The 26198-nt window shown below is 45.6% G+C and carries 24 protein-coding genes and 1 tRNA gene; 5 read left to right on the top strand and 20 right to left on the bottom strand.

Annotation, left to right across the window (positions count from 1 at the left end; genetic code table 11):
• Positions 1–7 precede the first annotated feature (7 nt).
• The 6 genes from ACL9RM_RS11695 to ACL9RM_RS11670 all read right to left on the bottom strand — a co-directional run bounded on the left by ACL9RM_RS11695 (position 8) and on the right by ACL9RM_RS11670 (position 6544).
• On the bottom strand, positions 8–964 hold the full coding sequence (locus tag ACL9RM_RS11695) for a pectinesterase family protein (RefSeq protein WP_069289966.1): 957 nt from the start codon (positions 962–964) through the stop codon (positions 8–10).
• Between the two features lie 25 nt (positions 965–989).
• Positions 990–1874 carry a dienelactone hydrolase family protein gene (locus tag ACL9RM_RS11690; protein ID WP_250268815.1) on the bottom strand — a complete coding sequence of 295 codons (885 nt, stop codon included), beginning with the start codon at positions 1872–1874 and terminating at the stop codon, positions 990–992.
• Positions 1875–1897: 23 nt separating this feature from the next.
• On the bottom strand, positions 1898–3259 hold the full coding sequence (locus tag ACL9RM_RS11685) for a glycoside hydrolase family 28 protein (protein WP_250268816.1): 1362 nt from the start codon (positions 3257–3259) through the stop codon (positions 1898–1900).
• Between the two features lie 131 nt (positions 3260–3390).
• Positions 3391–4911 carry an extracellular solute-binding protein gene (locus tag ACL9RM_RS11680; protein WP_028540499.1) on the bottom strand — a complete coding sequence of 507 codons (1521 nt, stop codon included), beginning with the start codon at positions 4909–4911 and terminating at the stop codon, positions 3391–3393.
• 28 nt (positions 4912–4939) lie between these two features.
• A complete protein-coding gene (locus tag ACL9RM_RS11675; protein ID WP_013311055.1) occupies positions 4940–5563 on the bottom strand; it encodes a YesL family protein in 624 nt (207 codons plus the stop codon).
• 21 nt (positions 5564–5584) lie between these two features.
• Positions 5585–6544, bottom strand: a complete 960-nt coding sequence (locus ACL9RM_RS11670; protein WP_023989418.1) for an ABC transporter permease — start codon at positions 6542–6544, stop codon at positions 5585–5587.
• Positions 6545–6812: 268 nt separating this feature from the next.
• On the opposite strand from ACL9RM_RS11670, the gene ACL9RM_RS11665 reads away from it, so the two are divergent.
• Entirely contained in the window at positions 6813–7712 is a 900-nt protein-coding gene (locus ACL9RM_RS11665) for a carbohydrate ABC transporter permease (RefSeq protein ID WP_013311057.1), read from the top strand.
• On the opposite strand, the gene ACL9RM_RS11660 is transcribed toward ACL9RM_RS11665, so the two are convergent.
• Positions 7709–9970, bottom strand: a complete 2262-nt coding sequence (locus ACL9RM_RS11660; protein WP_250268817.1) for a helix-turn-helix domain-containing protein — start codon at positions 9968–9970, stop codon at positions 7709–7711. The genes ACL9RM_RS11665 and ACL9RM_RS11660 overlap by 4 nt on opposite strands.
• 168 nt (positions 9971–10138) lie before the next feature.
• On the opposite strand from ACL9RM_RS11660, the gene ACL9RM_RS11655 reads away from it, so the two are divergent.
• On the top strand, positions 10139–11635 hold the full coding sequence (locus ACL9RM_RS11655; protein WP_250268818.1) for a GDSL-type esterase/lipase family protein: 1497 nt from the start codon (positions 10139–10141) through the stop codon (positions 11633–11635).
• A 284-nt stretch (positions 11636–11919) separates the two neighbouring features.
• The gene (locus ACL9RM_RS11650; protein WP_257785365.1) at positions 11920–12048 is read left to right on the top strand and encodes a hypothetical protein; all 129 of its coding nucleotides are present in this window, start codon (positions 11920–11922) and stop codon (positions 12046–12048) included.
• An 87-nt stretch (positions 12049–12135) separates the two neighbouring features.
• Here the strand turns inward: ACL9RM_RS11650 and ACL9RM_RS11645 are convergent, their stop codons facing one another.
• Positions 12136–12348, bottom strand: a complete 213-nt coding sequence (locus tag ACL9RM_RS11645) for a LysE family transporter (RefSeq protein ID WP_231517130.1) — start codon at positions 12346–12348, stop codon at positions 12136–12138.
• 119 nt (positions 12349–12467) lie between these two features.
• Between ACL9RM_RS11645 and ACL9RM_RS11640 the strand changes: the two genes are divergently transcribed.
• Complete coding sequence (locus tag ACL9RM_RS11640; protein WP_250268819.1) at positions 12468–13271, top strand: DUF4352 domain-containing protein; 804 nt, start codon at positions 12468–12470, stop codon at positions 13269–13271.
• A gap of 262 nt (positions 13272–13533) precedes the next feature.
• Here the strand turns inward: ACL9RM_RS11640 and ACL9RM_RS11635 are convergent.
• The 11 genes from ACL9RM_RS11635 to lspA form a co-directional block, all read right to left on the bottom strand.
• A tRNA-Ile gene (locus ACL9RM_RS11635) sits at positions 13534–13607 on the bottom strand.
• 124 nt (positions 13608–13731) lie between these two features.
• A complete protein-coding gene (locus ACL9RM_RS11630; protein WP_014282411.1) occupies positions 13732–13896 on the bottom strand; it encodes a hypothetical protein in 165 nt (54 codons plus the stop codon).
• A 146-nt stretch (positions 13897–14042) separates the two neighbouring features.
• Positions 14043–14684, bottom strand: coding sequence for an orotate phosphoribosyltransferase (gene pyrE / locus ACL9RM_RS11625; RefSeq protein WP_061828494.1), 642 nt, complete (start codon positions 14682–14684; stop codon positions 14043–14045).
• Positions 14681–15475, bottom strand: coding sequence for an orotidine-5'-phosphate decarboxylase (gene pyrF / locus ACL9RM_RS11620; RefSeq protein ID WP_322161199.1), 795 nt, complete (start codon positions 15473–15475; stop codon positions 14681–14683). The genes pyrE and pyrF overlap by 4 nt, the downstream gene beginning before the upstream one ends.
• A gap of 67 nt (positions 15476–15542) precedes the next feature.
• A complete protein-coding gene (gene carB, locus ACL9RM_RS11615) occupies positions 15543–18758 on the bottom strand; it encodes a carbamoyl-phosphate synthase large subunit (RefSeq protein WP_250268820.1) in 3216 nt (1071 codons plus the stop codon).
• 1 nt (position 18759) lies between these two features.
• The gene (carA, locus tag ACL9RM_RS11610) at positions 18760–19896 is read right to left on the bottom strand and encodes a glutamine-hydrolyzing carbamoyl-phosphate synthase small subunit (protein ID WP_025718621.1); all 1137 of its coding nucleotides are present in this window, start codon (positions 19894–19896) and stop codon (positions 18760–18762) included.
• Positions 19897–19957: 61 nt separating this feature from the next.
• A complete protein-coding gene (locus tag ACL9RM_RS11605) occupies positions 19958–21280 on the bottom strand; it encodes a dihydroorotase (RefSeq protein WP_250268821.1) in 1323 nt (440 codons plus the stop codon).
• A 58-nt stretch (positions 21281–21338) separates the two neighbouring features.
• The gene (locus ACL9RM_RS11600) at positions 21339–22253 is read right to left on the bottom strand and encodes an aspartate carbamoyltransferase catalytic subunit (RefSeq protein WP_250268822.1); all 915 of its coding nucleotides are present in this window, start codon (positions 22251–22253) and stop codon (positions 21339–21341) included.
• A complete protein-coding gene (gene pyrR, locus ACL9RM_RS11595; protein WP_023989428.1) occupies positions 22250–22816 on the bottom strand; it encodes a bifunctional pyr operon transcriptional regulator/uracil phosphoribosyltransferase PyrR in 567 nt (188 codons plus the stop codon). Before pyrR ends, ACL9RM_RS11600 begins: the two co-directional genes overlap by 4 nt.
• 504 nt (positions 22817–23320) lie before the next feature.
• Positions 23321–24292, bottom strand: coding sequence for an RluA family pseudouridine synthase (locus ACL9RM_RS11590; protein WP_069289976.1), 972 nt, complete (start codon positions 24290–24292; stop codon positions 23321–23323).
• A 1-nt stretch (position 24293) separates the two neighbouring features.
• The gene (lspA, locus tag ACL9RM_RS11585; RefSeq protein WP_023989430.1) at positions 24294–24785 is read right to left on the bottom strand and encodes a signal peptidase II; all 492 of its coding nucleotides are present in this window, start codon (positions 24783–24785) and stop codon (positions 24294–24296) included.
• Positions 24786–25020: 235 nt separating this feature from the next.
• Between lspA and ACL9RM_RS11580 the strand changes: the two genes are divergently transcribed.
• Positions 25021–25755, top strand: a complete 735-nt coding sequence (locus ACL9RM_RS11580; RefSeq protein ID WP_069289977.1) for a TraR/DksA C4-type zinc finger protein — start codon at positions 25021–25023, stop codon at positions 25753–25755.
• A gap of 22 nt (positions 25756–25777) precedes the next feature.
• Here ACL9RM_RS11580 and ACL9RM_RS11575 read toward each other — a convergent pair whose 3' ends face one another.
• Positions 25778–26170 carry a DUF5665 domain-containing protein gene (locus ACL9RM_RS11575; RefSeq protein WP_250268823.1) on the bottom strand — a complete coding sequence of 131 codons (393 nt, stop codon included), beginning with the start codon at positions 26168–26170 and terminating at the stop codon, positions 25778–25780.
• Between the last annotated feature and the right edge of the window lie 28 nt (positions 26171–26198).

Raw genomic sequence — 26198 nt, 5'->3', positions numbered from 1 at the left:
CTTCTCCTTACTTCCAAAATGTGACTTCATCAAAAACCTGTTCCTTGCTCCATACTTCTGTTCCCGTTTCAAAACAATCCGCCCACGGAACACGCTGCTTACGTAACGTAGCAACTTCATCGGGTCCGTTATATTCCTGATAACAGACCGTTTTCTCGTTCGCGACATTGTTCCAATTGTCCCAGCCACGTGGGTCAATATGATCGCCCACTTTACAATTGACAAATACGGTCTTGGCATACTCCCGCCACGGACGCCCCAAAAAAACCGGGGTAATATCAGCTTCTGCGGTTAAGTAGCAATGGTTGAATACATAACCATATGCTTGTCCTTGCGGCGTAGAGGCGGCTGTGACGTAGCTCGTTTGGTTGTCATGATGGCGTAAACTGCGAATCTCGCAATCTTCAAAATACGCGGTAGCCCCACCAAAAATAAAGTCCACCGTCCCCTCTATATAACAATGCTGGTAGAGCTGCCGATAGTGCCTATGATGCTCCTTCAAATGAATTCCACCAAACTGGAGTCGTTCTTTCGGTGCAGGAGGTAGAGGGCCTGTAAATAAAGTATCCTGGTGCCCTTTAAAGGTACAGTTTCTAAAGACCGTTTCATCACAATGAGCGTATACCGCAACGGCCTGCCCAATGGCTTCTCCCTGTCCTGCCGTGTTGGAAATCGTGAGATTTTCCAAGATCAGATGGCTACCGCCTAAAAATAAAGTAGGTGTCGCAAAGGTCCCTATTTCCTCACCCGCTTCATCCCGCTCCTTGGCATACCGATCCATTCGAATCTCTACCTGTCCGACGCCTATAATATGAAGATATGAACGGTAAATTCGTACCTCTTCCTCATAAGTACCTGATAAAATAGTTAGCGTTTCCATTTCGTTGGAATCCGACTGCTCCAATACAGCAATCGCCTCCTGAATCGTATGGAAATCGCAAAAGGATTCTTTTCCAACTAGCATGGTTACCCCGATCCTTTCATTTGATTTACAGGTGTTCAGCTAAAAATAACTGCCACGCCATTCGCATTTCCAACGTCTCCATATGTCCACCGCCCGCAATCACAGGCTGCCAATGCTCAGGGTGACCTGCTTCCTGGTAAGCTTCCAGCAGACCTTTTGCCAAATGCTCGACTCCTTCAATAGGACACATCCGATCATTTTGACCTGTTATACTCATCCGTGGACGAGGTACGATCCGCTTTTGAATATCCAAGGTGGTAAAATGCTTCAACAAGCCAGGGACATAGGAATAGAAACCATGATGATCCAACCCCCTTTTGGCGATTAGCGTATGGGCATCTACCTGTCCACAAATATCAACCGTCACCTGTATCCTTTCATCTAACGCAGCCATCCACCATGCCATGAGTCCGCCCATCGACATACCGATTGTTGCGATACGGGAAGCATCAATATCTTCACGCTCGCACATATAATCCACCAAGCGACGGTTATCATACAGCATCATGCCCCACAGCACTTGGCCCTGCCAGAGCATTTCCTTTACCAGCTCGCTCTCGGTTTTGCCCCCACGTTCATTGAAACCCCACATGTCAATGCAGCATACACAGTACCCCATGTCTGTCAGGGTAGTAGCAAACGAGGGCTGCTGCAAGTAAGAGCTGCTATGGATCAGTTCCTTGCGCCCGTTCGTATAATTGCCTCCATGCGAATGGTTAAAAACGACCAATGGAAACGGACCGTTCCCTTGTAAGGGTGTAGCTACATAAGCGGGTACAGACTCGATCCCGTTCAAGTCGAGCAGGAGACTCTCCAGTCGGTATCCCTCGCGCTCTTCTTGATTCAGCAGAGTTGCCGTTACAGGGCGATCTGCCGGAAGGTCGCCCAACAATGCTTGCAACTTATCCACGTTGTACCTCCTTTTATGCCCTTCTAATTCATCCTATTTTGTTCAGAAGGTTGTATCGTTACTTGTTCTATCAGCTTTTCGGGCTGAACTGTATTCTTCGAATGACAACGATTGATTTCAACGTCTTCTCCATTTTCAATGTAAAAGGCAGGACCTTCATGATTCTCAATCGTCACATGTTGAAAACGAATATCCTTCACATTACCTAGATAAAAACCACGGTTGTTCATATCTTCAATCCCTGTCATCATCGCCGGACGACCGGGAATTGCATTTTTAGCCATAGAAATATCAATATTGGAAAATGTAATTTCAGCAATATATTGCTCTGCAAGTCCGTATAAGAATCCAGCAGCCGCATGAACCTGTCGTGCCGTAATATCGGAAAAATGGATTCGTCTAAAGCACGGGGTTTCATTGGTAACCGGATAGGGATTTTTATCCCACACATATTTGTCTTTGCCCCGAGGGCCGCAGAAATAATAAAGGTTCAGAATAAATGGACAAATTACATCTTCCATCACAATGTTGCTGACGCGAATATCCTCGATGGTTCCGCCACGTCCTCGTCTGGATTTCAGACGTATCCCCCGATCCGTTTGCTTGAACACGCAATTACTGATCGTAACATTACGGATATCACCACTCATTTCGCTTCCCAGTACGACTGCGCCATGTCCATGCACCATCGTACAGTTGGTAATCGTAATATTTTCACATGGAATTCGCTCTTGTGTATCTTCGGTTCCTGCTTTGATGGCAATACAATCATCGCCCACATCTATATTGCAGTTGCTAATACGAACATTGGAACAGGATTCAGGATTAATGCCATCCGTATTGGGGGAGTCCGCGGGGTTAAGAATGGACAAATTATCAATCGTAACGTTATAGCAAGCGATGGGGTTTACCGTCCAACTGGGGGAATTTTTTAACATAACATCTTTAATGGTAACCCGCTGACAACGGTCAAAGCTGATTAATTTGGGTCTCGGATACTGTAATTCCTCTGGATGATTCCGGTGCTTTTCCCACCAGGGTTGACCATTTCCCTCCAGCGTTCCGCTACCTGTAACTGATATATTCTCAAGGTTCTGTCCATAAATGCATGACGCATGCACTTCCCGCTGAACGCCTTCCCATCTGGATTCTACTACAGGGTAATCAGCCAGTTCCGTACTGAAGGACAGAGTTGCGCCAGGGCTTACATGCAGCTCAATGTTACTTTTCAGAAAGATAGCTCCTGTCAGATACGTCCCTGACGGAACATAAACGGTTCCTCCTCCAGCATTGCTGGCCGCTTCAATGGCAGCCGCAATCGCTTCCGTAGCCAACGTCGTACCATCCTGAACTGCTCCATAATCTACAATGTTATACAATTGCATTTCGTTCTCTCCTGTCTTTATATTTTGTGGATGTTAGATCCATTTTGTATTGGGAAAGCATAAGCTGCCCCCGGGTTTCAATATCCAAGAAATCATTCAAGGAGTCTGGGGGCAACAGCCATGCTCAGCTATTATTTTTTCGTTTTTTTATACGCTTCCTCATACTCAGCAGTAATCCGTGATCCACCGGAGTTTTTCCAGTTTTCTACGGCTGCTTTAAATCCGGCTTCGTCAAGCTCGCCCATAATAAATTTGAAGGAGGCGTCGGTAATGATTTTCTCCAGCTCTGTTCCTTGCTCATTAGCAGTGACTGAATCCAGTGGCACGGTCGGGTCCAGAACAGCAAATTCATTATTTTCACGGACTAATTCATTAGCCAGTTCCTTTTCTGGATTGGCATCTTTTAAGTTATAGGTCACTTCACTTGGTCTGGAGCTTGAAAACGGCTGAACATCTGCTTGCCACAAATCTGTATTCGTAATTTTGAAGGCTCCATCTTTTTCGATTTTATAATGAGTGCCTTCAATACCGCCGGTCATATACATATATACATCTTTGTCAATTAAATCATCTACAAATTGCAGCAGTCTCTTCAACTCAGCTTCCGTTTTCACTTCGGATTTTGGAAATGCCAGCAAACCTCCTACCCCGCTTCCTTCAGACCATACGTGGTATTTGCCATCTCCATTCGAAATCTTGTTAACCGGTACCAGCTTCAGTCCCTTTTGAAGGCCTTGGGACAAGGTTCTGAGGTTAGAGATATCGATCATGCCCGTATAAATACCTGCTTTACCTTGTGCAAATTGTTGCTGCTGATCCGTTTTAGCGGTTACAGCAAAGTCTTTAGAGAGATATCCATTTTTGTATAATTTATTGGAATACTTTAAGGTCTCCAAATATTGAGGAGTATCAAATTCTGGCGTAAACTTTCCGCTTTCATCTACTTTCCAGCCATTAGGTGTGCCAAAGTAGGAACTTAAAGTTTTGAAGCTGCTGTAGCGTAGATCCGATCTGTCAACAAACCCAGTCGTATCATTTTTTCCATTTCCATCCGGATCATCTTCTGTAAACGCTCTCGCAACTTCATACAACTCATCCAGTGTCGTCGGCACCTTCAGTCCTAAGCGATCCAGCCAATCCTGACGAATGACCAGACCCGCCCGAGCCAGATTCTTCTGGAACGGAACGCCATACAGTACCCCTTCAATGGATGCGGCTTCCCGAACTTCAGGCGGGATCTTCTTCAAATTTTCATAATCATCCAAATACTTTCCTACATCCCAGAATAGCCCTGATTTCAAAGAGCTTCGTACTGAAGAATTTGTCATCATCGTCAGTGTCACCATATCGGCCAATTCGCCGGACGCAAGCGCGGTAGTGATTCTCTCTTCTTTGGAAGCGTCAGGCACCCAATTGAACGTGATTTTAGAATTGGTGTATTCTTCAATTTTGCTTTTGATCGTTTCTGTAGGCGGAGAAGCTGTATGCAATACGTTTAACCAGGTAAATTCCAGTTTGGACTTCGGATCATAGGTTTGGCCGCTTTGATCCTCAGCTCCCTTGTCACCGCAAGCAGCTAAAAAAACACTCATGACCATTAGTACAGCAAGAAGACCTGATACTCCCTTTTTCGTCGTGATTCCCTTTTTCATTGTGTTTGCTCCTCTTCTGTTTATATATTTATGCCATATCTTCCTCTTTCACCAGAACCTCTCGTTCTATTTTGCTGAACACCTGATGCGTCATCCACATCACGAGATAACCCATAATACTTGCTCCGGCAAAAGTTAGAATTCCTGGGTACAAGCCTAGAATCAATGCAAAAAGCACAACAATGGCTACAAAAAGAACAAGCGTATATTGTAAATACGAAAATCCAATCACTATCGACATTTTGACCTTCAGTCTGATACCTTTCCAATCATAGTGAGCCAGTAGCGGGAAAATGTAGGCCAAAGAGATGAGATACAAAAAGGCTCCAATAAGCGTCACCACACGAACATACCAGGACGAGACATTGACTATATCCACGTAGAGTACGTAACCCACAAGGCTGTAAAGCCCGCCAATGATTGCTGCTTCTTTAAAGCTTTCTCTAAAGTAACGTACAAACGTCGAGAAAATGGCGACTTCCTCATTGCCCCGAATCCACTGCCTTAAAATACTAAGCATAGCAACGGTCGCAGGTCCGACACCTATAAAACCCAAGCCCAGAATCGTCGCAACCGTCCAAAGCAAATTAAGGTAGACCAGACGCAGCAGGCGCATGCACCATTTGTTCATGTTTTCTACAAACCGTACCATTTTGCATCCTTCCCGTCGTCATTAGTAAACGCCGTCTTCACCAAATTTCTTGGCCAGTCGATTGGAGCCCATAATCAGGATTAAACCTACCACACCTTTAAAAAGTCCTACCGTCGTACTGAAACTTAATTGTCCATTCTTTAAACCCGCAGTATAAATGTAGGTGTCAAAGATTTCGGCAACCTCGCGATTTAATGAGTTCAATAACAGATACATATGCTCAAAGCCCAAATCCAACGTGCTACCGATTTTCAAAATTAACAATGTAATAATGACTGGGCGGATCGCAGGCAAGGTAACGTGCCATGTCTTTCTCAGGCGTCCAGCTCCGTCCATCTCTGCTGCCTCATACAATTGCGTATCTACCACTGTAATCGCAGATAAATAAATGATGGTAGACCAGCCGAGTTCCTTCCAAATCACTTGCCCGATGTAGACGGTTCGCAGCCATTGGGGAGAAGTTAAGAAGCTGATCTTCTCACCGCCTAGCGCGGCAATCATTTCATTCAGCACCCCACCGTCTACGGTTAGGAATACATAAGAAATCGAAACAATGATAACCCATGACATAAAGTGCGGGATGTAGATGATGGTTTGAATAATGTTCTTAAAAAACATCTTCCTAACCTCGTTCAGCATGAGTGCCAAAATGATGGGCAATGGAAAAAAGATTACAATGTTCAATGCGAACAAAACCAGCGTATTGCGAAGCAGCATAAAAAACGTAGGCTCGGTAAACAAACGAATAAAATGCTTCATTCCTACCCATGGACTGCCCGTGATTCCCTGAAAAGCTTGATAATCCTGAAATGCAATCACCAATCCTCCCATAGGAAAATACTTAAAAATAATGAAGTACACCAGTCCGGGTAAAACCATTAAATAGAGCAACTTGTGTTTCTGCATTCGTAAAAGGCTTTCCGTCGTTCTTTTGTTCTTTTTCATTTTCATGTTTGGTGCGGGGACACTTGAAACTTTCATTAGTTCGACCTCCTTCAAACGTTCCTGTATACGTTTTCAAGAGTATGCGATTTTCGGCATTCCGCATATAATCATCAAATGATAGCGTTTACAAAACTGGGTGTGCACCTACTTTTCAACCTTATCACCTTAGCTAATGATTACTACACAACCTAATGAGCATCCGCTTATTTCCATGATTAGAGAACACCTCAAGATTTGATTATATACGGAATTCTTTCCTCTTGATAAAGTTGACATGTAAACGATTACGAGGAGGTCAACCACATTGACACAGCCATTACGAAAACAAAAATTACGAAAAAAAGAATCGCTGGGCAGCCGTATTTTCAACATTGTAAACAGTACACTATTGATTCTCATTGCCCTCACTTGTCTCTTACCTTTTTTGAATATCATTGCCAGCTCTTTTGCCTCAACCGAAGAAGTGATAGCCAAGAAGTTCATTTTATTCCCAGTTACTTTTTCCTTGGATGCCTACCGCTATATTCTGTCGACTCCCACCATTTTTAGAGGTCTCGGGGTTTCGGTCGGAGTAACGATCGTCGGTACAGTTGTAAGTATGATATTTACTGCTTTTATGGCTTATGGATTATCCCGAAGATATCTACTAGGCCGCAATACGATTAACTTCATTGTCGTGTTTTCTATGCTGTTTAGTGGGGGGATGATTCCAACATTCCTGGTTGTAAAAAGCATGGGGCTTATCAACTCGTATTGGTCCTTGATTCTTCCCGTGGCCATTAATGCGTTTAACCTGATTATCATGCGTAACTTTTTTCAGGCGCTGCCAGATGATCTGGAGGAATCAGCCAAGATGGACGGGTGCAACGATTTTGGTATCTTCTTTAAAATTATGTTGCCGTTAGCCCTGCCTTCTATTGCAACCATCTCTCTATTCTACGCTGTTGCCTACTGGAATACGTATATGCACGCCATTCTCTATATCAATGATTCTGCCAAATGGCCGATTCAAGTCTTGCTACGACAAATTGTAATCGTTTCCAGTGGTATGCAGGCAGAAGGAACTGCTGTAGATGTCATCCCGCCTGCGCAGACCATTAAGATGGCAGTCATTGTCATTGCGACCGTTCCGATGTTAATCGTATATCCATTCGTACAAAAGCACTTTGTCAAAGGAGCTTTATTAGGAGCGGTAAAAGGCTAATTGGCTTGCTTCATCTTTCGGTAAGCTCCCGGTGTAACCTGTTCCTTTTTCCGAAAAGAGCGGATAAAGTTTTGTGAATTATGATATTGCAGTCGCTCGGCGATTTCTTTAATCGTCATATCTGTCTCAACGAGCCACTTTTTGCCCATTTGTAAACGGTAGCCCATCAGATATTCACTAAACGTCGTTCCGTATTCTTTTTTGAAAATACTGCTTAAATAATTCGGATTGTAATGAAGTCGGTCTCCAATGAGCTCTAATGATAATTCCTGGTCATATTCAGCACGGATAATAGCAGCAATTTTCTCCGAGAGACAACGGAATTGCTGGTTGGTCTTCTCTTTCATGCTTTTTACCATGGGGAAAATAACTTGCTCTATCAGCATACGTTCTATCTCTTCCGGGTTACGGATGTCCAGCAAACGATGATACAAGGCATGATTGTCTTGCGTCAGCAGCACTTCAATCCCTAATAGTTGCTCCAATTGGATGAGGTTATTCACAAACCGTACCAACAGCACTTCAAAGTTCATGGAATGATTATTTTTTATCATCATTTCCTCCAATAAAGAGTGCACGGTATGATATACCTGCTCTTCGTCCCCTATTCGGATGGCATCAAACAGTTTCGATTCCAATTCCGTAGGATAATGAAGCAGCACCGGACCTGAAATGACCATGGAAATATCTTCATAAAAAATAATCGACTCTTTGCCTAAATTTAAACGGTGATGCAAAGCTTGCTTGCTCATCTCACAGGCTTCTTTACTTTCTAATAAGTTATCATACACCGTACTAATGCCGATGCTGATGGATACATTCAAATACTCTTTTACGTTTCGAACCAAAAGGGTCGCATCATCCAGGACTTGCTTTCTCATTTCCTGTTCGCTCTTACCTGTCAAAATTAATATGGTGGCCTGAGTGTTATCGTTCAAAATGATGGGAAGCATTCGCTGCTGCTCTGGAATCGTTTCTTCTATGATTTTGTTAATAGCCAGCAGCAAAACGTCTTTATCCGAGGGCTCTCGATCTCCCAGATTATCCAGTTGGACTAACAAGGTAATATACATTTGATTCTCGATCTGCGGATAACCCAGGCGTGGCATTTTTCGTGCCAATTCCTCTGCAGAAATACGTTTGCGGAACAGGTTGAGAATCAATTGGGTTTCCAACTGTGGCATTTCGGACTGAATGAGACTTTCCAAGCTTTCCTTCTCGGTTACAATGTTGTCGATGGAATTAATAATCCATTCAATTTCATTTTTAGAAGGTTCATTTTTGAAAGCGAAATTAGGATTTTTAGGCAAGCTTTTTTTTATTTGCTGAAATGGCTTTGTAAAGTAAATGGCAATGAAGTACGCCACTACCACCATTAAGAGCGTTAATACAAGTCCCATCATGATGATTCCAAATTTGGTCGTTTGAAAGGCATCCGCAATTTCTTTCTTATCCAATACCGTTAAGTAAGTCCAATTGTTATAGGCAGATTTGGCGTAAATGACTTGTCGTGCAGGCTGCTGATCCGTTTTCTCCAAAGTTAACATACCTGTGTTGTTCGGCTTCACTGTAGCTTCTGAAATGTGCTGAAGCTGCTGGGTGGACAATAATTGTTCAGCAGGCTGGGTTTCATACATTAAATCGCCTTGTTTATTCAAAATAAAAACAGCCATATGATCCTCGGTTTGAATCGTATGATTTAACGTTTGCAGCGAAATATCCGACAAAGCAATGGCTTGCTTCTTCTTAGAGAATACAGGCAAGGTATTCACAAAACGAATTCCTTTATCTGTTTTAACCCAGAATAGCCCCTTCTCTTGGTGGTCGATATAGGTACTAATCAGCTTTTCTCGTTCCGTTTTCGTCAAATAGGACAGGCTACCATTGGAGATTCTCCAATTCTGATCCAGACTGATTAGTGAATATTCCGTTCCTTCTAATCCCATCGTAGCAATATAATTGAGCTGAGTATTCACATTCCGATACGCTATAAAATCTTTTTCTGTAATGGGATTTTTCACAACATCATTAAAGGAACTGGTCGTGCTATACGTATTAAAAGCATATTCAATCGTTTGAATTTTCTGCTCCAGACTATTTCTGATCTGTGCCATGTAGCTTTGCTTGGTATTGGAAACTCTCTCCACAACGGAGCTAATTGTTGTAAAATAGATGTAGCTGCCAAAACTGGCCACCAATCCTACTCCCAAAACCAGAATCGTAATAAAAATAGTGTAGAACATTCTTCCTTTTTTCATTGCGCTCCCCCTCTGGCTCTTTGCTTCACATCAAAAGTATAGCGCTTTCATAACAAGGTTTAAATCATTTTTTTCACGTGTGCATTATTTTTTACATCCGTATCATTCCAATTTAAGTCGATTTTGTTTGGTTTGCGGCAGTTAAAAAGAAATTTGGAGGAGTTACTTATGTTACATGTGGTTAGTCCTAAAGAACCGATTATAAAAGAAGAATTTCCGTCAGACACTTCTTTTCTCTCCCTCTATCCCGTAGCAGTTCGTGAAGCTCGTCCTTTTATATTGGTATTACCTGGCGGTGGCTACGAGCATTTGGCCTCACATGAAGGAGAGCCTATAGCCCTATGGTTGAATGATCTAGGTATTCATGCGGGTGTGCTGAAGTATCAAGTCGGCGATTTCGAGATTACTTCCTTGTTGGAGGATGTAGAACATGCTCTGCAATGGATTCGCCAAACACCGCATGACTGGCTAGTCATTCCTGATCAAGTGGGGCTCATCGGTTTTTCTGCAGGCGGTCACTTGGCCTCCATTGTCTCCACTATAGGGACAGTAAAGCCAGATCTTCTGTTGTTGGGATACCCTGTAATTTCATTTCATGAGCCTCATACACATATCGGAAGCCGCACACATTTTTTAGGGGAACAGCCGACGCTGGAGCAGCTTCAAGCCTTTTCATCCGATCAGCAAGTAACTTCACAGACACCTCCAACTTTGATGTGGACTACAGCTAATGATGGCGCTGTACCCGTAGAAAATAGTCTGTTGTTCGCTTTTTCATTATCCAGAGAACATATTCCGTTTGAACTGCATGTATTTGAGGAAGGGCGACACGGATTGGGACTGTCAGAGGACAACCACGAATGCCGTCAATGGCTTGATCTGGCGGAAACTTGGCTTCAAAAACATGGATATGCTCAGGCAAGGCAACAGATGACAACTCGACTGTTTATCGCCGGGGACTCCACTGCAGCTCAAAAAGGGGCTACCGAAAAACCGATGACAGGCTGGGGTGAACACTTGCAAAGCTATTTGGCACCGTCTGTTCATGTGGACAATCGTTCTGTCAATGGGCGAAGCACCAAATCTTTTATAGCAGAAGGCCGATTAGCTGATATTGAAAAAGATATTCAAGCTGGAGACTATCTGTTTATTCAATTTGGACACAACGATGAGAAAAAAGAAGACCCCACTCGCTACACCGATCCTGATGGAGAGTATCGTCAAAACTTAATTCAATACATTCAGTCCGCTCGGGAGCGTGGTGGAATTCCAGTCTTATTGACCTCTGTAAGCCGCCGACGATTCACCGCAGACGGTGAACCTGATCTGTTGGCTGTAGGAGCCTATCCTGCTGCCATGAGAAAAGTAGCCGCGGAAACCAAGACACCCCTGCTCGATATTTTTGAAGCTTCTCAGCAGCTTTATCGTTCAATGGGTGAAAAAGAGTCACAGCAGCTATTTATGCATTTGCCTGAAAAAGCACATCCTAATTACCCCGCTGGTGTAACGGATAATACCCATTTTTCTGACGAAGGAGCCAAACAGGTGGCCCAGCTTGTAGCGGAAGCCATTCGACAGTGTGCGGAACTGTCTGCATTAAAACAGCGTATCGTAGAAAGGAATCTAGACAGCGATGAGAAGCTTGCACATCAACTTGTCAACTGATATCAAGAACTAAATAGATACAAACACAAAACGGACTTGGAGCTAATCACTCTGACGTCCGTTTTTTATTCCGTGTGGATCAAAGACTATACAGCTAGGAGAATAGTTCAAAAGTACAGTAAAGACTTATTGGGAGTATTATCGTCCCTAGCGCGTCCGCATCTGTAGGCCCTTCTCCGATAATTACGCCTGTCGTAGAAGTTAACGGAGTATACTACAGAACGGCTACGTTGCCACGTAATTATTCCTATGCGTTGTCAAATTACCCAGGGGATACTTATAAAGTGGCGAGCGGAAATGTCACCGTCTCCGCTTCCGGGGTGGTAACCACCACTACTGCAACGAATGCAAGAGTTGAGATTTACGGCGGTAACGGTAAATTGAGAATGGTATACACTGTTAAGGTATCCTAAGTAAAAACGGTAAAAGTAGCACTGTCCGTTTATTGGGGCAGTGCTACTTTTATGGACGGGCTGATGTCACCCCATTCTCATAGCTATTCAATGTCCTGTTCTTTGAACTCTAAAGATCATGTTTAAACCGAATCCAATTAAAACGAGGCCCGTAGCTTTATCAATAACATTTTGTACTCTCGGAGACATTAACCATTTCCTTACATAACTCAACAATAATACGATTGTGGCAAACCAAACAATGGAAACAGCTGCACAAAGTAAAAAATGAAGGCTTGATTGTAGCCAGGCATAATAAATTTCGGTAAAAACGTGAGAAAAAATAGTGAAATTAGTTATTTGTAAATATTTATAGAAAAATAGATCTAGTTCTGATAGACTATTGCTACTATATTTTTATGCTGGAGGATATTGGGTTCATGAAAAATAAAGCTTTTTTCTCTCTTTTGTGTGCTTTTATTATTTTTATAATGGGATTAACAGCATGTGGAGTATCATCAAGTAAAGATCATTCATTATTATCTAAAGAAGAATTTGAACAAATGTACGTCAATGCTGATCAGTTTGAAGACCGCTCTATTGATTTTTATGGACAAATCACTAATGGTCCTAAGGAGGATAGAGATGGGATTTATGTTCAAGTAAATGCTGATCCGAAAAATAATGAAAAAAATACTTTTGTCTACGGCAATAGTTTTTCCAGCTTCTCTAATGCAAAAGAGAATGATTTTATCCACGTAACCGGTACTGTCATTGATAAATATCGCTATAGAACGACCTACGGCACCTACACCTCAGCTCCTGCCATCTCGGCAAATAAAATAGAAAAATCTATGTTTATTGATCCTACATTGAGCACTATAGAAGTAAATAAGTCAATAAAACAAAAGGGCTATATCATGACTCTTCAAAAAGTCGAGTTTGCTGAAGAGGAAACACGGATTTATATGGCAATCGAAAACAAATCTAAAAACACGATAAATTATTATGACTTTTATACTAAATTGGTTCAAGGAAACAAACAATACGAACCAACGACTGATAGTGTAAGTTATACTTATCCTGCGTTACAGTCTGAAATACTACCTGGTATGAAGACAGAAGGAATTCTGACATTCTCAAAAGTTGACTCTTCTACGGACTTAACCTTAATTGCAAAGGGGTCTGCGGAGAATTTTTCCATTGAATATAATCCTTTCAAGTTTAAAATCTCAAAAAAATAGCCTTTTGGGAGCTTCTCCTAGCCTATAGATTGCATCCCCTAGAATAGATATTGATCCCCACTGGGTAGTTTAATATATTCTAAGGGGGCATTCTTCATGGCAATGAAAGATTAAAAAAATTAAATCACATTTAGAAAAAGTGAAGAAAGAGAAGGTTCACTGCAAATTATAATCGCTCCCTAATAAAGGGGCTATTCCCCTCCATTTTCTCACCCTCTATAAACAACAAAAAAACCCTTGCTACGCAAGGGTTTTGAGGAAATGGGCCCTGAGGGACTCGAACCCCCGACCAATCGGTTATGAGCCGACCGCTCTAACCAACTGAGCTAAGGGCCCTCAAAAAAATTTGTATATTCACGTTACACATTCATAACAGCAACGTTAATTAATATACAACATTTTCTTGTGTTTCGTCAATAGTCTTTCGAAAATTTTCTTTTATAAAATTATTTTTATGGACTTACGGAATAAATCGGACACCATAGCGACCTTTGCGCGAGCGGTACACCTCCACTGCGCGGGGATCATTGTAGCCATACATCCAGCCGTCGTGCTCCAACCTTTTTGCCAGACATCCTGCCTGGAATTTAGTCGTGTACAGTCTGCCATAGTAAATCCAATACATCCGAGCTCCCTCTTTTCACATGATGGTAGGAGTAGTGTAACCGGATCGAATTCGATTTACACGGCCCGAGCCATAACAATCTACAATAGTTAACAACGAGTACGAATCGTTCTAATCATTAGCTCTGTTGTCCCCTATAGCTCATCTTATTTGCCAAAGGAAGCCGGGTCCTGACGCCAAGAACGCAGCAGTTCCATCTCTTCTTCCTGAATGGTTCCTTCACGCAAGGCAACATTCATCAGAGCTGTATAATTGGACAAGCTTTGCAGCTCCACACCTGCTTCTTCAAAAGCTTGAGTCGCTTTGTCTAGCTGGTAGCTGAAAATGGCTAGTACCGCTAACGGCTGAGCGCCTGCTTGTGCTACAGCCTGTGCTGCTTTAATGGAGCTGCCTCCTGTAGAAATGAGATCCTCGATGACCATAACCTTTTGTCCTGGGCTGATGCGGCCTTCAATTTGGTTCTCTTTCCCATGTCCTTTGGCTTTGTCCCTTACATAGGCCATTGGCAGATTTAGCTTTTGCGCCACCCAGGCCGCATGAGGAATCCCTGCTGTAGCTGTCCCTGCAATGACTTCGGTTTCGGGATATTGCTCACGAATGAGGGCAGCAAAGGAGTCTGCGATCAGCTCGCGCACCTCCGGGTAGGACATGGTCAGGCGATTGTCGCAGTAGATTGGCGATTTAATGCCGGATGTCCATGTAAAAGGCTGTTGTGGGCGCAATGCCACCGCCTGAATACGTAACAGATGGGATGCAATTTGCTCGGGTATACTATTCAATGTAGTCATACTTGTATCATCTCCTCAATAATGTGTTCCGCTGCGGCGCGTGGGTCTGCTGCTGCGGTGATAGGACGTCCAACGACAATGTAGCTGCTGCCTTGGTCAATGGCTTGTCCAGGTGTAAGCACACGCGATTGATCGCCTGTAGCACTACCTGCCGGGCGTATGCCAGGGGTTATCGTCTTAAATTCTGATCCACATACAGCACGAATGGCAGGCACTTCCAAAGGGGAAGCTACCACACCATCCAGTCCCGCCTCACGGGTCAGTTGTGCGTAACGAACCACTGCATCCTGCACCGTACCAGGAATACCTAACTCCTTATTCATGGTCGTCTGATCCGTGCTGGTCAGCTGTGTGACTGCAATAATGAGCGGCATGGAAAGCGAGCTGTCAGCCGAAATAGCTGCTTCTGCACCAGCTTTAGCGGCTGACATCATATTAACGCCCCCAGCAGCATGTACGTTGAACATATCCACACCTAGGCGGGTAATGCTCTCTGCCCCTCCCCGCACCGTGTTAGGGATATCATGCATCTTCAAATCCAGAAATACGGAGTATCCTCTGGACTTTAGCTGTTCTACAAAAGCTGGCCCTGCACTATAAAACAGTTGCATACCTACTTTTATATAACAGGGAATCCCCTCTAGCTGCCGAATTAACTGCTCAGCCTGTTGTGCATTGGGATAATCTAATGCAACCATCAGCCGTCCTGCCATCTGCTGAAATGCTCCATTCACCGTTCTACATCCCCTTTTCACGTCAATTCGGGTACATTTGCCCGTGATAAAGGACATCCGTCAGCCGAAGCTGATGAATGTCCTTCCCTGTGCTACTTATTTCCTCACATCTATTCGTAACGCATTATTTGCTCAGGACTGGCATGGATTCGGATGTGAAATTGATCGTTTCCAGCATTCTTAGCAAAGCGCGTACTGTATCCAGTGAGGTCATGCAGACAATGCCATTCTCAACTGCTTCGCGGCGGATACGGAATCCATCACGCTCTGGCGTTTTGCCTTTGGTCAGCGTATTGAAGACAAAGTTGGCTTCACCCGTACGGATCATATCCAGGATGTTCGGGTTCCCTTCGCTCAGCTTATTGATCGTGTTCACTGGAATGTTGGCTTGCTCCATAGCAGCCGCTGTTCCACCTGTTGCAATAATTTTATAGCCCAGTCTGTAAAAGCCCTGCATCAACTCGACAGCTTCTTCCTTGTCCTTATCCGCCACTGTAATGATGATCGCCCCAGTGGATGGAATTTTCATACCAGCCCCTACAAGTCCTTTGTACAGGGCTTTGGCATACTGAATGTCGCGTCCCATAACTTCACCTGTGGATTTCATTTCCGGGCCCAGCGTAGGCTCTACACGGCGCAGTTTGGCAAAGGAGAATACCGGAACCTTAACCGAGACATAATTACTTTCAGGCCATAGACCTTCTGAATAACCTGCATCTTTAAGCTTACCGCCCAAAATAGCCTGTGTAGCCAGATTCGCCATCGGGATATTTGTTACTTTACTCAAGAAAGGAACTGTCCGCGAGGAGCGAGGATTAACCTCGATCACGTACACCTCGTCTTGATGAATAACAAACTGGATATTTACCAGACCGATCGTTTTCAATTCCTTAGCGATGCTGATTGTAATTTCCACAATTTTTTGTTTCAACTCGGCAGACAAGTGCTGTGGTGGATACACCGCGATAGAGTCACCTGAGTGAACCCCGGCCCGTTCTACATGCTCCATAATGCCTGGTACCAATACTATCTCGCCGTCGCAGATGGCGTCGACCTCAACTTCTTTACCCAGCATATAACGGTCGATGAGCACCGGATGCTCTGGATTGATTTTAACCGCTTCTTCCATGTACCGCAGCAATTCCGTATCTGAGTACACGATTTCCATAGCGCGCCCGCCCAAAACGTAGGATGGTCGTACCAGGACCGGATAGCCTAGCGCCTGTGCGGTTCCTACTGCTTCATCTACCGATGTGACCGTGTTGCCTTTAGGCTGTGCGATAGCCAGACGAGACAAAAGTTGCTCGAACTTTTTCCGGTCTTCCGCTTCATCGATACTTTCCAGACTCGTGCCTAAAATATTCACGCCTGCCGCACTCAGCGGAGCTGCGAGATTAATGGCCGTTTGACCACCGAACTGGACGATAACCCCAATCGGTTTTTCCTGCTCGATGACATTCATGACATCTTCGAAGAAGAGCGGTTCAAAGTAGAGGCGGTCGGATGTGTTAAAGTCCGTTGATACCGTCTCCGGGTTGTTATTGATAATCACTGCTTCGTAGCCCGCTTTTTGAATAGCCCATACTGCATGTACGGTGGAGTAATCAAATTCAATCCCTTGCCCGATCCGAATCGGTCCGGAGCCGAGTACGATAACTTTCTCTTTACTAGATGGAATCACTTCATTTTCCACCTCGTAAGAGGAGTAGTAGTATGGAGTTGTGGCTTCAAACTCGGCTGCGCACGTATCTACCATTTTGTAGACCGGACGCAGGTTTTGAGCTAGACGGAATTCACGTACCTCACGCTCGGTTATCATACTGTCGTTTTGGCCCATACTGCGAATCTCGGCGATCGAGCGGTCGGTAAAACCTTTACGTTTGGCCTGATAGAGTGTTTCGTAGGTCAGCTCAGATTCTCCAGCGATGATGGCTTCGAACTTGACGATTCCCTCTACCTTATCGAGGAACCACCAGTCAATTTTCGTCAAATCTTGAATCTCCTGCTGCTGCCAGCCGCGACGGAACGCCTCGGCTACCAAGAACAACCGCTCATCATCTGCTTTAATCAGGCGATCCTGGAGCACGTCATCAGACAGCTGTTCGGCTCCCTTAAGATGCAGACGGTGTACACCGATTTCCAACGACCGTACAGCTTTATGGATGGATTCTTCGAATGTGCGTCCGATGGCCATGACTTCACCCGTTGCTTTCATTTGCGTGCCCAGCTTGCGGTTGGCAGAAATGAATTTGTCAAATGGCCAGCGTGGTATTTTGCTCACGATGTAATCCAGTGTTGGCTCAAAGCAAGCATACGTTTGTCCCGTTACCGGATTCACAATTTCATCCAACGTGTAGCCCAGTGCAATTTTGGCAGCCATTTTAGCAATCGGATATCCGGTTGCCTTGGAAGCCAGCGCCGAGGAGCGGCTTACGCGCGGGTTTACTTCAATTACATAGTATTGATAGCTGTGCGGATCAAGCGCAAACTGTACATTACAGCCACCTTCGATATTGAGGGCGCGGATAATTTTCAGAGAAGCGGAGCGCAGCATCTGGTATTCGCGATCTGACAGCGTCTGACTCGGAGCTACGACGATACTGTCGCCAGTATGCACGCCGACTGGATCAAAGTTCTCCATATTACAGACAACGATGCAGTTATCATTGCCGTCACGCATGACCTCATATTCGACTTCCTTCATACCTGCGATACTCTTTTCCACCAAACATTGTCCGATTGGACTGTATCTTAAGCCAGAGCTGACGGTTTCACGCAGTTCTTCTTCTGTGGAACAGATACCACCGCCTGTTCCCCCTAGCGTATAAGCCGGGCGAACGATAATTGGATAACCGATTTCGTTGGCAAATTCTAACGATTCTTCCAAGGTTGTTACAATTACACTCTCCGGTACAGGTTGTTCCAACTCGCGCATCAAATCACGGAACAGATCACGATCTTCGGCTTTTTCTATCGAATTCAGTTGAGTTCCCAGTAGCTTGACGTTTTCACGCTCCAGCACTCCGGCGCGAGCCAGTTCCACTGCCATATTCAGACCTGTCTGTCCTCCCAGCGTAGGAAGCAGCCCATCTGGACGCTCTTGACGGATAATCTGTGTTACAAAATCAAGTGTAATCGGCTCGATGTATACTTTGTCTGCCATGTTGGTGTCTGTCATGATGGTTGCCGGATTACTGTTGATCAGTACTACCTCGACGCCTTCTTCTTTGAGCGCTTGACAAGCTTGTGTACCAGCGTAATCAAATTCTGCTGCCTGACCAATGACGATAGGACCGGAACCGATCACAAGTATTTTTTTAAGTTCTGTATTTTTCGGCATATTAGCGCTCTCCTCTCACTGCGGCGGCGATAGCAGCCTGACGCGGTTGCTTTGGATGATTTCTTTTGTGCTCACGGATCATGTCCAGAAAGCGGTCAAACAGGTAGCCATTATCGTAAGGTCCTGGTGCAGCCTCTGGATGATATTGCACCGAAAACGCGGGATACTTGGTATGTTTAAGACCTTCAATCGTTTTATCGTTGTTATTAATATGTGTCACTTCAAGCTCAGTACCTTGGATCGAATCCTCATTCACCGTGTAGCCGTGATTTTGTGATGTGATAAAGCAGCGTCCGCTCTCCAGTTCTTTCACCGGATGGTTACCACCGCGATGTCCGAATTTCAGCTTTTCCGTATCCGCTCCCGAAGCTAAAGCGAACAACTGGTGTCCCAAGCAAATTCCGAAAATCGGATATTCCCCTAACAGTTCAGCTACCGTACGAACGGCATGGGGTACGTCTTTTGGATCTCCAGGGCCGTTAGACAGCTGGATACCGTCCGGGTCCAAGCGACGAATTTCCTCAGCCGTCGTATCATGTGGAACGACAACCACATCGCAGTCCCGTTTATTCAGTTCGCGCAAAATGCCGCTTTTGGCACCGTAGTCAATCAATACGATCCGCTCTCCGTTGCCAGGACTGCTGTACGGATGAGGTGTGGAAGTCATAGGAACCTGATTGCGCAGTTCTTCAATGGTCAAGTCAGACATCATTTCTTTCAGTTCTTCCAGCGGCTGGGAACCAGTCGTCAAAATGCCCTTCATCGTGCCGTGATGGCGAATAATCCGGGTAAGCATGCGGGTGTCGATGTCGCTAATGCCAATGATGCCATATTCCTTCAGCAAATCGCCCACGCTGTATTGAGCACGCCAGTTACTTGGCGCTGGCTCGTAATGTCTAACAGCAAAGCCATGGACATAAGGCCGTACCGATTCAAAGTCATCACGAGTAATTCCATAGTTGCCAATCAGCGGGTAAGTCATCGTTACGATTTGTCCGCAGTAAGAGGGATCAGTCAGCACCTCTTGATAGCCTGTAATCCCTGTGTTGAAAACGACCTCGCCTGTTTTATCACCTTCCGCACCAAATGATGTGCCTGTAAACAGCGTGCCGTCCTGAAGTAACAATCTTGCCTGCATCCCGTCTCACTCCTCTATATTGTTTCCTGCTATAAGGTTCTATTTTTTTAGTGGTTTCTATTTATTTTGCTTCGTCAGCAGACCATACCAGTTTGCCGTCTACCCAAGTTTTCACAGGCCAGCCTTTGAGCTTCCAGCCTGTAAAAGGAGTGTTGCGTCCTTTGCTGGCAAACGTTTGTGGATCAACTGCCTGCTCCTGCTCCAGATCAATCATGGTCAGGTCAGCTGGAGCTCCTTCTTCCAGGCGTCCCGTATCCAGGCGGAAGACACGCGCTGGATCAGCAGTCATACGACGCACCAGAAAGTCCAGCGTCCACTGTCCGGTAGCTACGAATTTCGTGTACAACAGCGGGAAGGCCGTCTCAAATCCAACGATCCCGAATGGCGCCAGCTCCATACCTCTTGCCTTCTCTTCCTCACTGTGCGCTGCATGGTCCGTTACGACGATGTCAATCGTACCGTCTTCCAGCCCCTCGATGCATGCCTGCACATCACGTGGGGAGCGGAGCGGAGGATTCATTTTCCAATTCGCATCCAGCCCAGGGATGTCCTCATCTGACAATACCAAGTGGTGTGGGCATACCTCAGCCGTTACCTTGATACCAAAAGATTTCGCGTGGCGGATTAACCGCACTGACTGCTCTGTGCTGACATGGCATACATGATAGTGTGCCCCGGTTGCCTCGGATAACAAAATGTCTCGTCCGACGTGAATGGCTTCGGATTCGTTCGGAATGCCTTTAAGTCCGTGGCGCTTGGCAAATTCGCCGTCCGTCACAGCCGCTCCTTCAACAAGCGTGTTATCTTCACAGTGTGCAATAACCGGCATATCCAGTGCTTTGGCCCACGCCATGGCGTCCTTCATCATTTGCGCGCTTTGCACCCCGACACCATCGTCAGTAAAGCCGATTGCACCTGCTGCTTTGAGCGCTTCAAAATCTGTCAGCTCACGACCCAGTTCGTTTTTCGTAATGGCTGCGTAAGGAAGAACCTTGGCAAACCCGGCTTCCTGTCCCTTTTTCAATACCAGCTGGACTGTGTCAACATTGTCCGTCACTGGACGTGTGTTTGGCATGCAGGCAATCGTCGTAAATCCGCCTTTCACCGCCGCACGGCTGCCCGTTTCAATTGTTTCTTTATATTCAAAACCAGGTTCTCTCAGATGCACATGCATGTCGATTAAACCGGGGATGACCAGTTTTCCCTGGGCGTCGATCTTTTCGATTTCGCGCTCCTGCCCAGATGCCCCTTCTTCCATAAGTAGGCTGACTCCAGCATCCGCATTTGCAATAGCCAAAATCTTTCCGTCGGCGATTAGGATGGATTTCAATTCAGCCTCGCCCTGCTCGTTCAATACGCTTGCATTCATAATTAATTGTTTCATCTGAAATATTCCTCCGCTCAGTTTTCTGCAACTTTTCCTACGATCCTACTGACAGCTTCTACAGCTTCATTGCCCGTTCCATAACCGCCATGCGGATCGGAACCCCGTTTGCCATTTGTGGAAAAATTCGTGATTGTTCGCTTTCCACAACCGCACTATCAATTTCCACGTTCCGATTCACTGGAGCTGGATGCATGATAATTGTTCCGGGCTTCAGGTTCGCTGCTCTTTTCTCTGTCAAACCGTACTGCTCTCGGTACTCATCGGCTGAGCGCAACATCCCTTCGGCATGCCGTTCCAGCTGTACCCGAAGCATCATGACCACGTCCGCCTGTAGTGCCTCTTGCATCGGAACATAAGGCGCGTACGCCGCAAGATCAGGTGCTTGCATATTATCAGGAGCGCAGAAGCTAACCTTGGCTCCGAATTTTTGCAAGGCCCACAGATTCGAGCGAGCGACACGGCTGTGCAGAATGTCTCCTATGATGGATACTCTCAAGCCTTTAAGCTCACCGAAAGTTTTGCGCATGGTGTACAGGTCCAGTAGAGCCTGCGTTGGATGCTCATTGTTGCCGTCCCCTGCATTAACCAGTGGAATACTGACCTTCTCAGCGAGCTCTTGCAGCACCCCGGCTGGCTTTAACCGGATGACTCCTGCATCAATGCCCATGGATTCGAGCGTACGTACTGTATCGTAAATGGACTCCCCTTTTTCCACACTGGAAGCCGCAGCGGAAAAGTTCAAAACCTGAGCGCCCAGCCGCTTCTCTGCCATCTCAAAAGAAAAGCGGGTGCGAGTGCTGTTTTCAAAAAACATGTTGGCCGCAAAGCGTGATTGCAGTACTGGGACCAGTTTTTCTGGTTGAGATTCCCAATAATGAGCGCGATCCAGAATGGACTCGATTTCATTTCGGCTAAGTTCCTTTAACCCGAGCAGGCTACGTTCTTTAAGTTGACTGGCTGTTGTGATCATAGCTGTTCCCCCCGGTTCTGAATGATTGTCACTTCGTCCTTACCGTCCGTCTCTTGAAGGGCTACTACGATTTCCTCAGATTTGGAGGTCGGGATGTTCTTGCCGATGTAATCGGGACGAATCGGAAGCTCACGGTGTCCGCGATCCGCTAGCACTGCCAGCTGAATCATTTGCGGTCGTCCGCAGTGCATCAATGCATCCATCGCCGCGCGGATGGTGCGGCCTGTGTACAGCACATCGTCAAAGAGAATGACTTTCTTATCATGAACCGATACGTCAGCAGGATTCATCAAAAGCTCTTTTCCATTTCCTTTAGCTTCGGCTACGCTGCTCCGGTCATCCCGGTAGGCTGTGACATCCAGCTCTCCCCAAGGAATTGGTGCGCCTTCAATCTCAGCAATTTTTTCAGCCAGGCGTTGCGCCAGATGAACTCCGCGTGTTCGAATACCTACTAGCACACAATCGTCAATACCTTTGTTTTTCTCCAAAATTTCATGTGCAATCCGTGTTAATGCCCGACGAATCGCAATTTCATCCATCAGTACATGTGTTTCATGACTCATGCTTCCAGCCTCCTCAGGTGATGTTCCCTTCAGACCTGGTCCCGTGTTCGGATACAAAAAAGACTCCTTGCCCAAGTTTGGCAAGGAGTCTCGTGTGAACAGTCTTCCACTGTTCTCCGATCTCTCGGACACACTGAAGACATACCGCCGCAGCGGATGCACTGATCAGTGATCCATTCACGTTACCTTGCCAGCCTCACGGGACTGATTTAAAGGTGCTATTCAGGATTTCCTTTGTCCTGCTTCTCATAGTGTGAGATGGTTAGCCATCTCTTGGACAAAGTTCATCGCAACTACAAGAAGTATGACAGATTGAAAATCGTGTGTCAACACCCGTTCAACCGGAACCACCGGAAGCACTCTAATAATTATACAACTTCATTGTATAATTATCCATAGTTGTTTTTACCCATACCTTATCCCACAATAAAAAAACCGCCATTTAGGCGGTTTAACTTAATAATTTATTCAGGTTTGTGAATAGGAATGCAAATTGTCATTGTTTTAGCGACTACGCAGGGACGCTAACACATCCTCCATATCAGGAGGGATCGGTCTGTTGAATTCCATGTACTCTCCAGTGGATGGATGCTTAAAGCCCAGTACCGCCGCATGCAGCGCCTGACCATCCATACGAACCCCTTTGCTGCGCCCATACATAGGGTCGCCAACCAATGGGTGTCCAATAAATTTCATGTGAACACGAATTTGGTGTGTGCGTCCTGTTTCCAATTGAAGTTCAAGCAGGGTATAATCCCCCAACCGTTCAATGACGAGAAAATGGGTGACTGCATGCTTGCTGTTACGTTCCGTCACTGTGAACAATTTACGATCACCGGAATCGCGGCCAATCGGAGCATCTACCGTTCCCTGATCGTGGCTCAAATGACCGTGAACTAAGGCGATATATTTCCGAGTCACACTATGGTCCTTAAGCTGTGCTGCAAGTGATGCGTGAGCCTGATCATTTTTAGCCGCCATCAGCAGTCCTGATGTATCCTTATCAATACGGTGAACAATACCAGGACGTAATTCCCCGTTGATGCCGGAAAGATCGTGACAGTGGTACATCAGTGCGTTAACCAATGTTCCCGAAGAGTGTCCCGGTGCAGGATGCACGACCAGACCACGTTGCTTGTTAATAACAATAACGTCCGAGTCCTCGTAAACGACATCCAACGGAATATTTTCCGGTACAATATCTACACTTTCTGGCTCCGGTACCGATAATACAATACGATCTCCTTCAGCCAGCTTGTAGTTCGCCTTGATCGCCGTACCGTTCACCAGCACGCGACCATTTCCGATCCACAGCTGTATCTGAGAACGAGACACTTCCTTCATTTCTTCGGCGATATATTTGTCTATACGCGTTTTGGCATCCCCGGAATCGGCCGTCCATTCCAGAGATTCACCCTCCAGTTCGTCCTCATAAGACAGACCTGCGGCTTCGCCGTTTTCATTCACTTCGCTCATGCTATGACTTCCCTTCAATGCTATCATTGCCATTTCCTTTTTCCCGACGCGATTCCAGCAATGTATCCAAAATAATCAGTGCTACACCGATGACAATCGCCGAATCTGCCACATTAAAAATGGGGAACGTATAGCTTCCAAAATTAAATTGTGCAAAATCAACTACTTCCCCTGAAATAGCTCGATCCAAAAAGTTACCGACTGCTCCCCCCAGCACCAAACTTAGTGCAACAGGAAGTAGCTTTTGTCCAGCCTTGACTGTTTTTCGCAGGTACCAGACGATACCAATCACCACTACAATTGTAATCACGATAAAAAGCCAACGTTGACCTTCCAAAATCCCAAAAGCGGCTCCACGATTTCGATGGGAGGTGATTAAAAAGAAATTGCCGATAACTGGTATTTGTTCGTACAATTCCATCCGCGTAGCCACCAAATATTTGACTCCCTGATCAATCAAAAAAATAATTAGCGCAATACCAAAATAAATCACAGTCCCTCGTCACTCCGATCCGCTTATATCCGTTGTTGAACCCATTTATTGTAGCATAAGCATTCTCAGATCGTCCACGAATCCCGCAAGCTTCAAGTACAGATCATCCATAAAATGAACTCCTTCGCATTTGATTAGAATTTCCTATGTAAAAGAGGTCTTCCCGGTGCAAACTACATGGAGCATACTCGTCACAACGCATGCGCATGTAAACCTAGAACAAGGAGAGGATTCCATGTCCCCATTGACGGAGCAACAATTGCAGGGCTTGCGTAACGAACTGCTGGAACGCAAAAAAGAAATTGAGCATCGTTTGCAAAACAACGACCATTACGGACTCGGCGATTCCCAACGCGACCAAACCGGCGAGCTTTCTCCTATTGATAACCACCCAGGAGACCTGGCTACCGAAACCTACGAGCGAGCCAAGGATATCTCCTTACTGGAACACGACGAATTCCAATTAGAACGCATCGAATCAGCTCTGATGGCTATGGAAAAGGGGACGTATGGCATTTGTGCCGCCAGTGGTAAACCCATTCCCTATGAGCGCCTACTGGCTGTTCCCTATACCATTTACTGTAAAGAGTACAGTCCCGAAACAGAAGTGTCTAACCGCCGCCCAGTAGAGGAAGAATTTCTCGCTCCCTCGTTCGGCAGAACGAGTCTAGATGAGCGTGATGATCAAAACGGCTTCGACGGTGAAGATGCTTGGCAGATCGTCGAAAATTGGGGTACATCTAACACACCAGCCATGGCCGAAAGTGGAGAAATCCACAGTTATGATGATATGGAAATTGAAGCAGGCGATGATAATATGGGCTTCGTAGAGCCATACGAAAGCTTTATTGCTACTGACATTTATGGACAAAATGTATCTGTTATTCGCAGCTCCATTTATCAGCGTTATATAGAAGATGGTGAGGGCGAAGGTCTACTGGAGCCGGATACGCACGAAGACGAATCGTGAACTTCAAAGTGGAGATCGCTGCCTAATAGGTGGTAAGCTCCAATTGTCGCTGTACGATCCGTACAATATCAGCGATATAATCACCGATAATCGGCAAATTCAACGCTCCGAGCACTTGCAGCACATAAATAATGGTAGCGGCAAAAAAAGTAAAACCTAGCGCGATGCCGATTCCCCGGGAAACGCCTGATATTAGATTTAGCCAGAGTAATCGCCAAGGCTTATTCAGCAGCAAAGCGTAATCTGCAATACGTGTCCGTTCCATCTGCTCTGACACAGCACGTATCAGCTTTTCAACACGACTTAATTGCTCTGCCTGATTACCTGTTTTGCTTTTATCTGCGGCTATGGCAGCCCCTTCTCCGTTCACCCCTCGGAGACTCCTTCCCTGTCTACGCCTTGATCGTGCCGTCATATGCACAATCCCCCTTTTCCCATGGCTG

Source organism: Paenibacillus sp. S29 (assembly GCF_049319765.1).
Lineage (GTDB): Bacteria > Bacillota > Bacilli > Paenibacillales > Paenibacillaceae > Paenibacillus > Paenibacillus polymyxa_B.
Note: the sequence above shows the minus strand (reverse complement) of the source record. Positions and strands in the feature narration are given on the sequence as shown.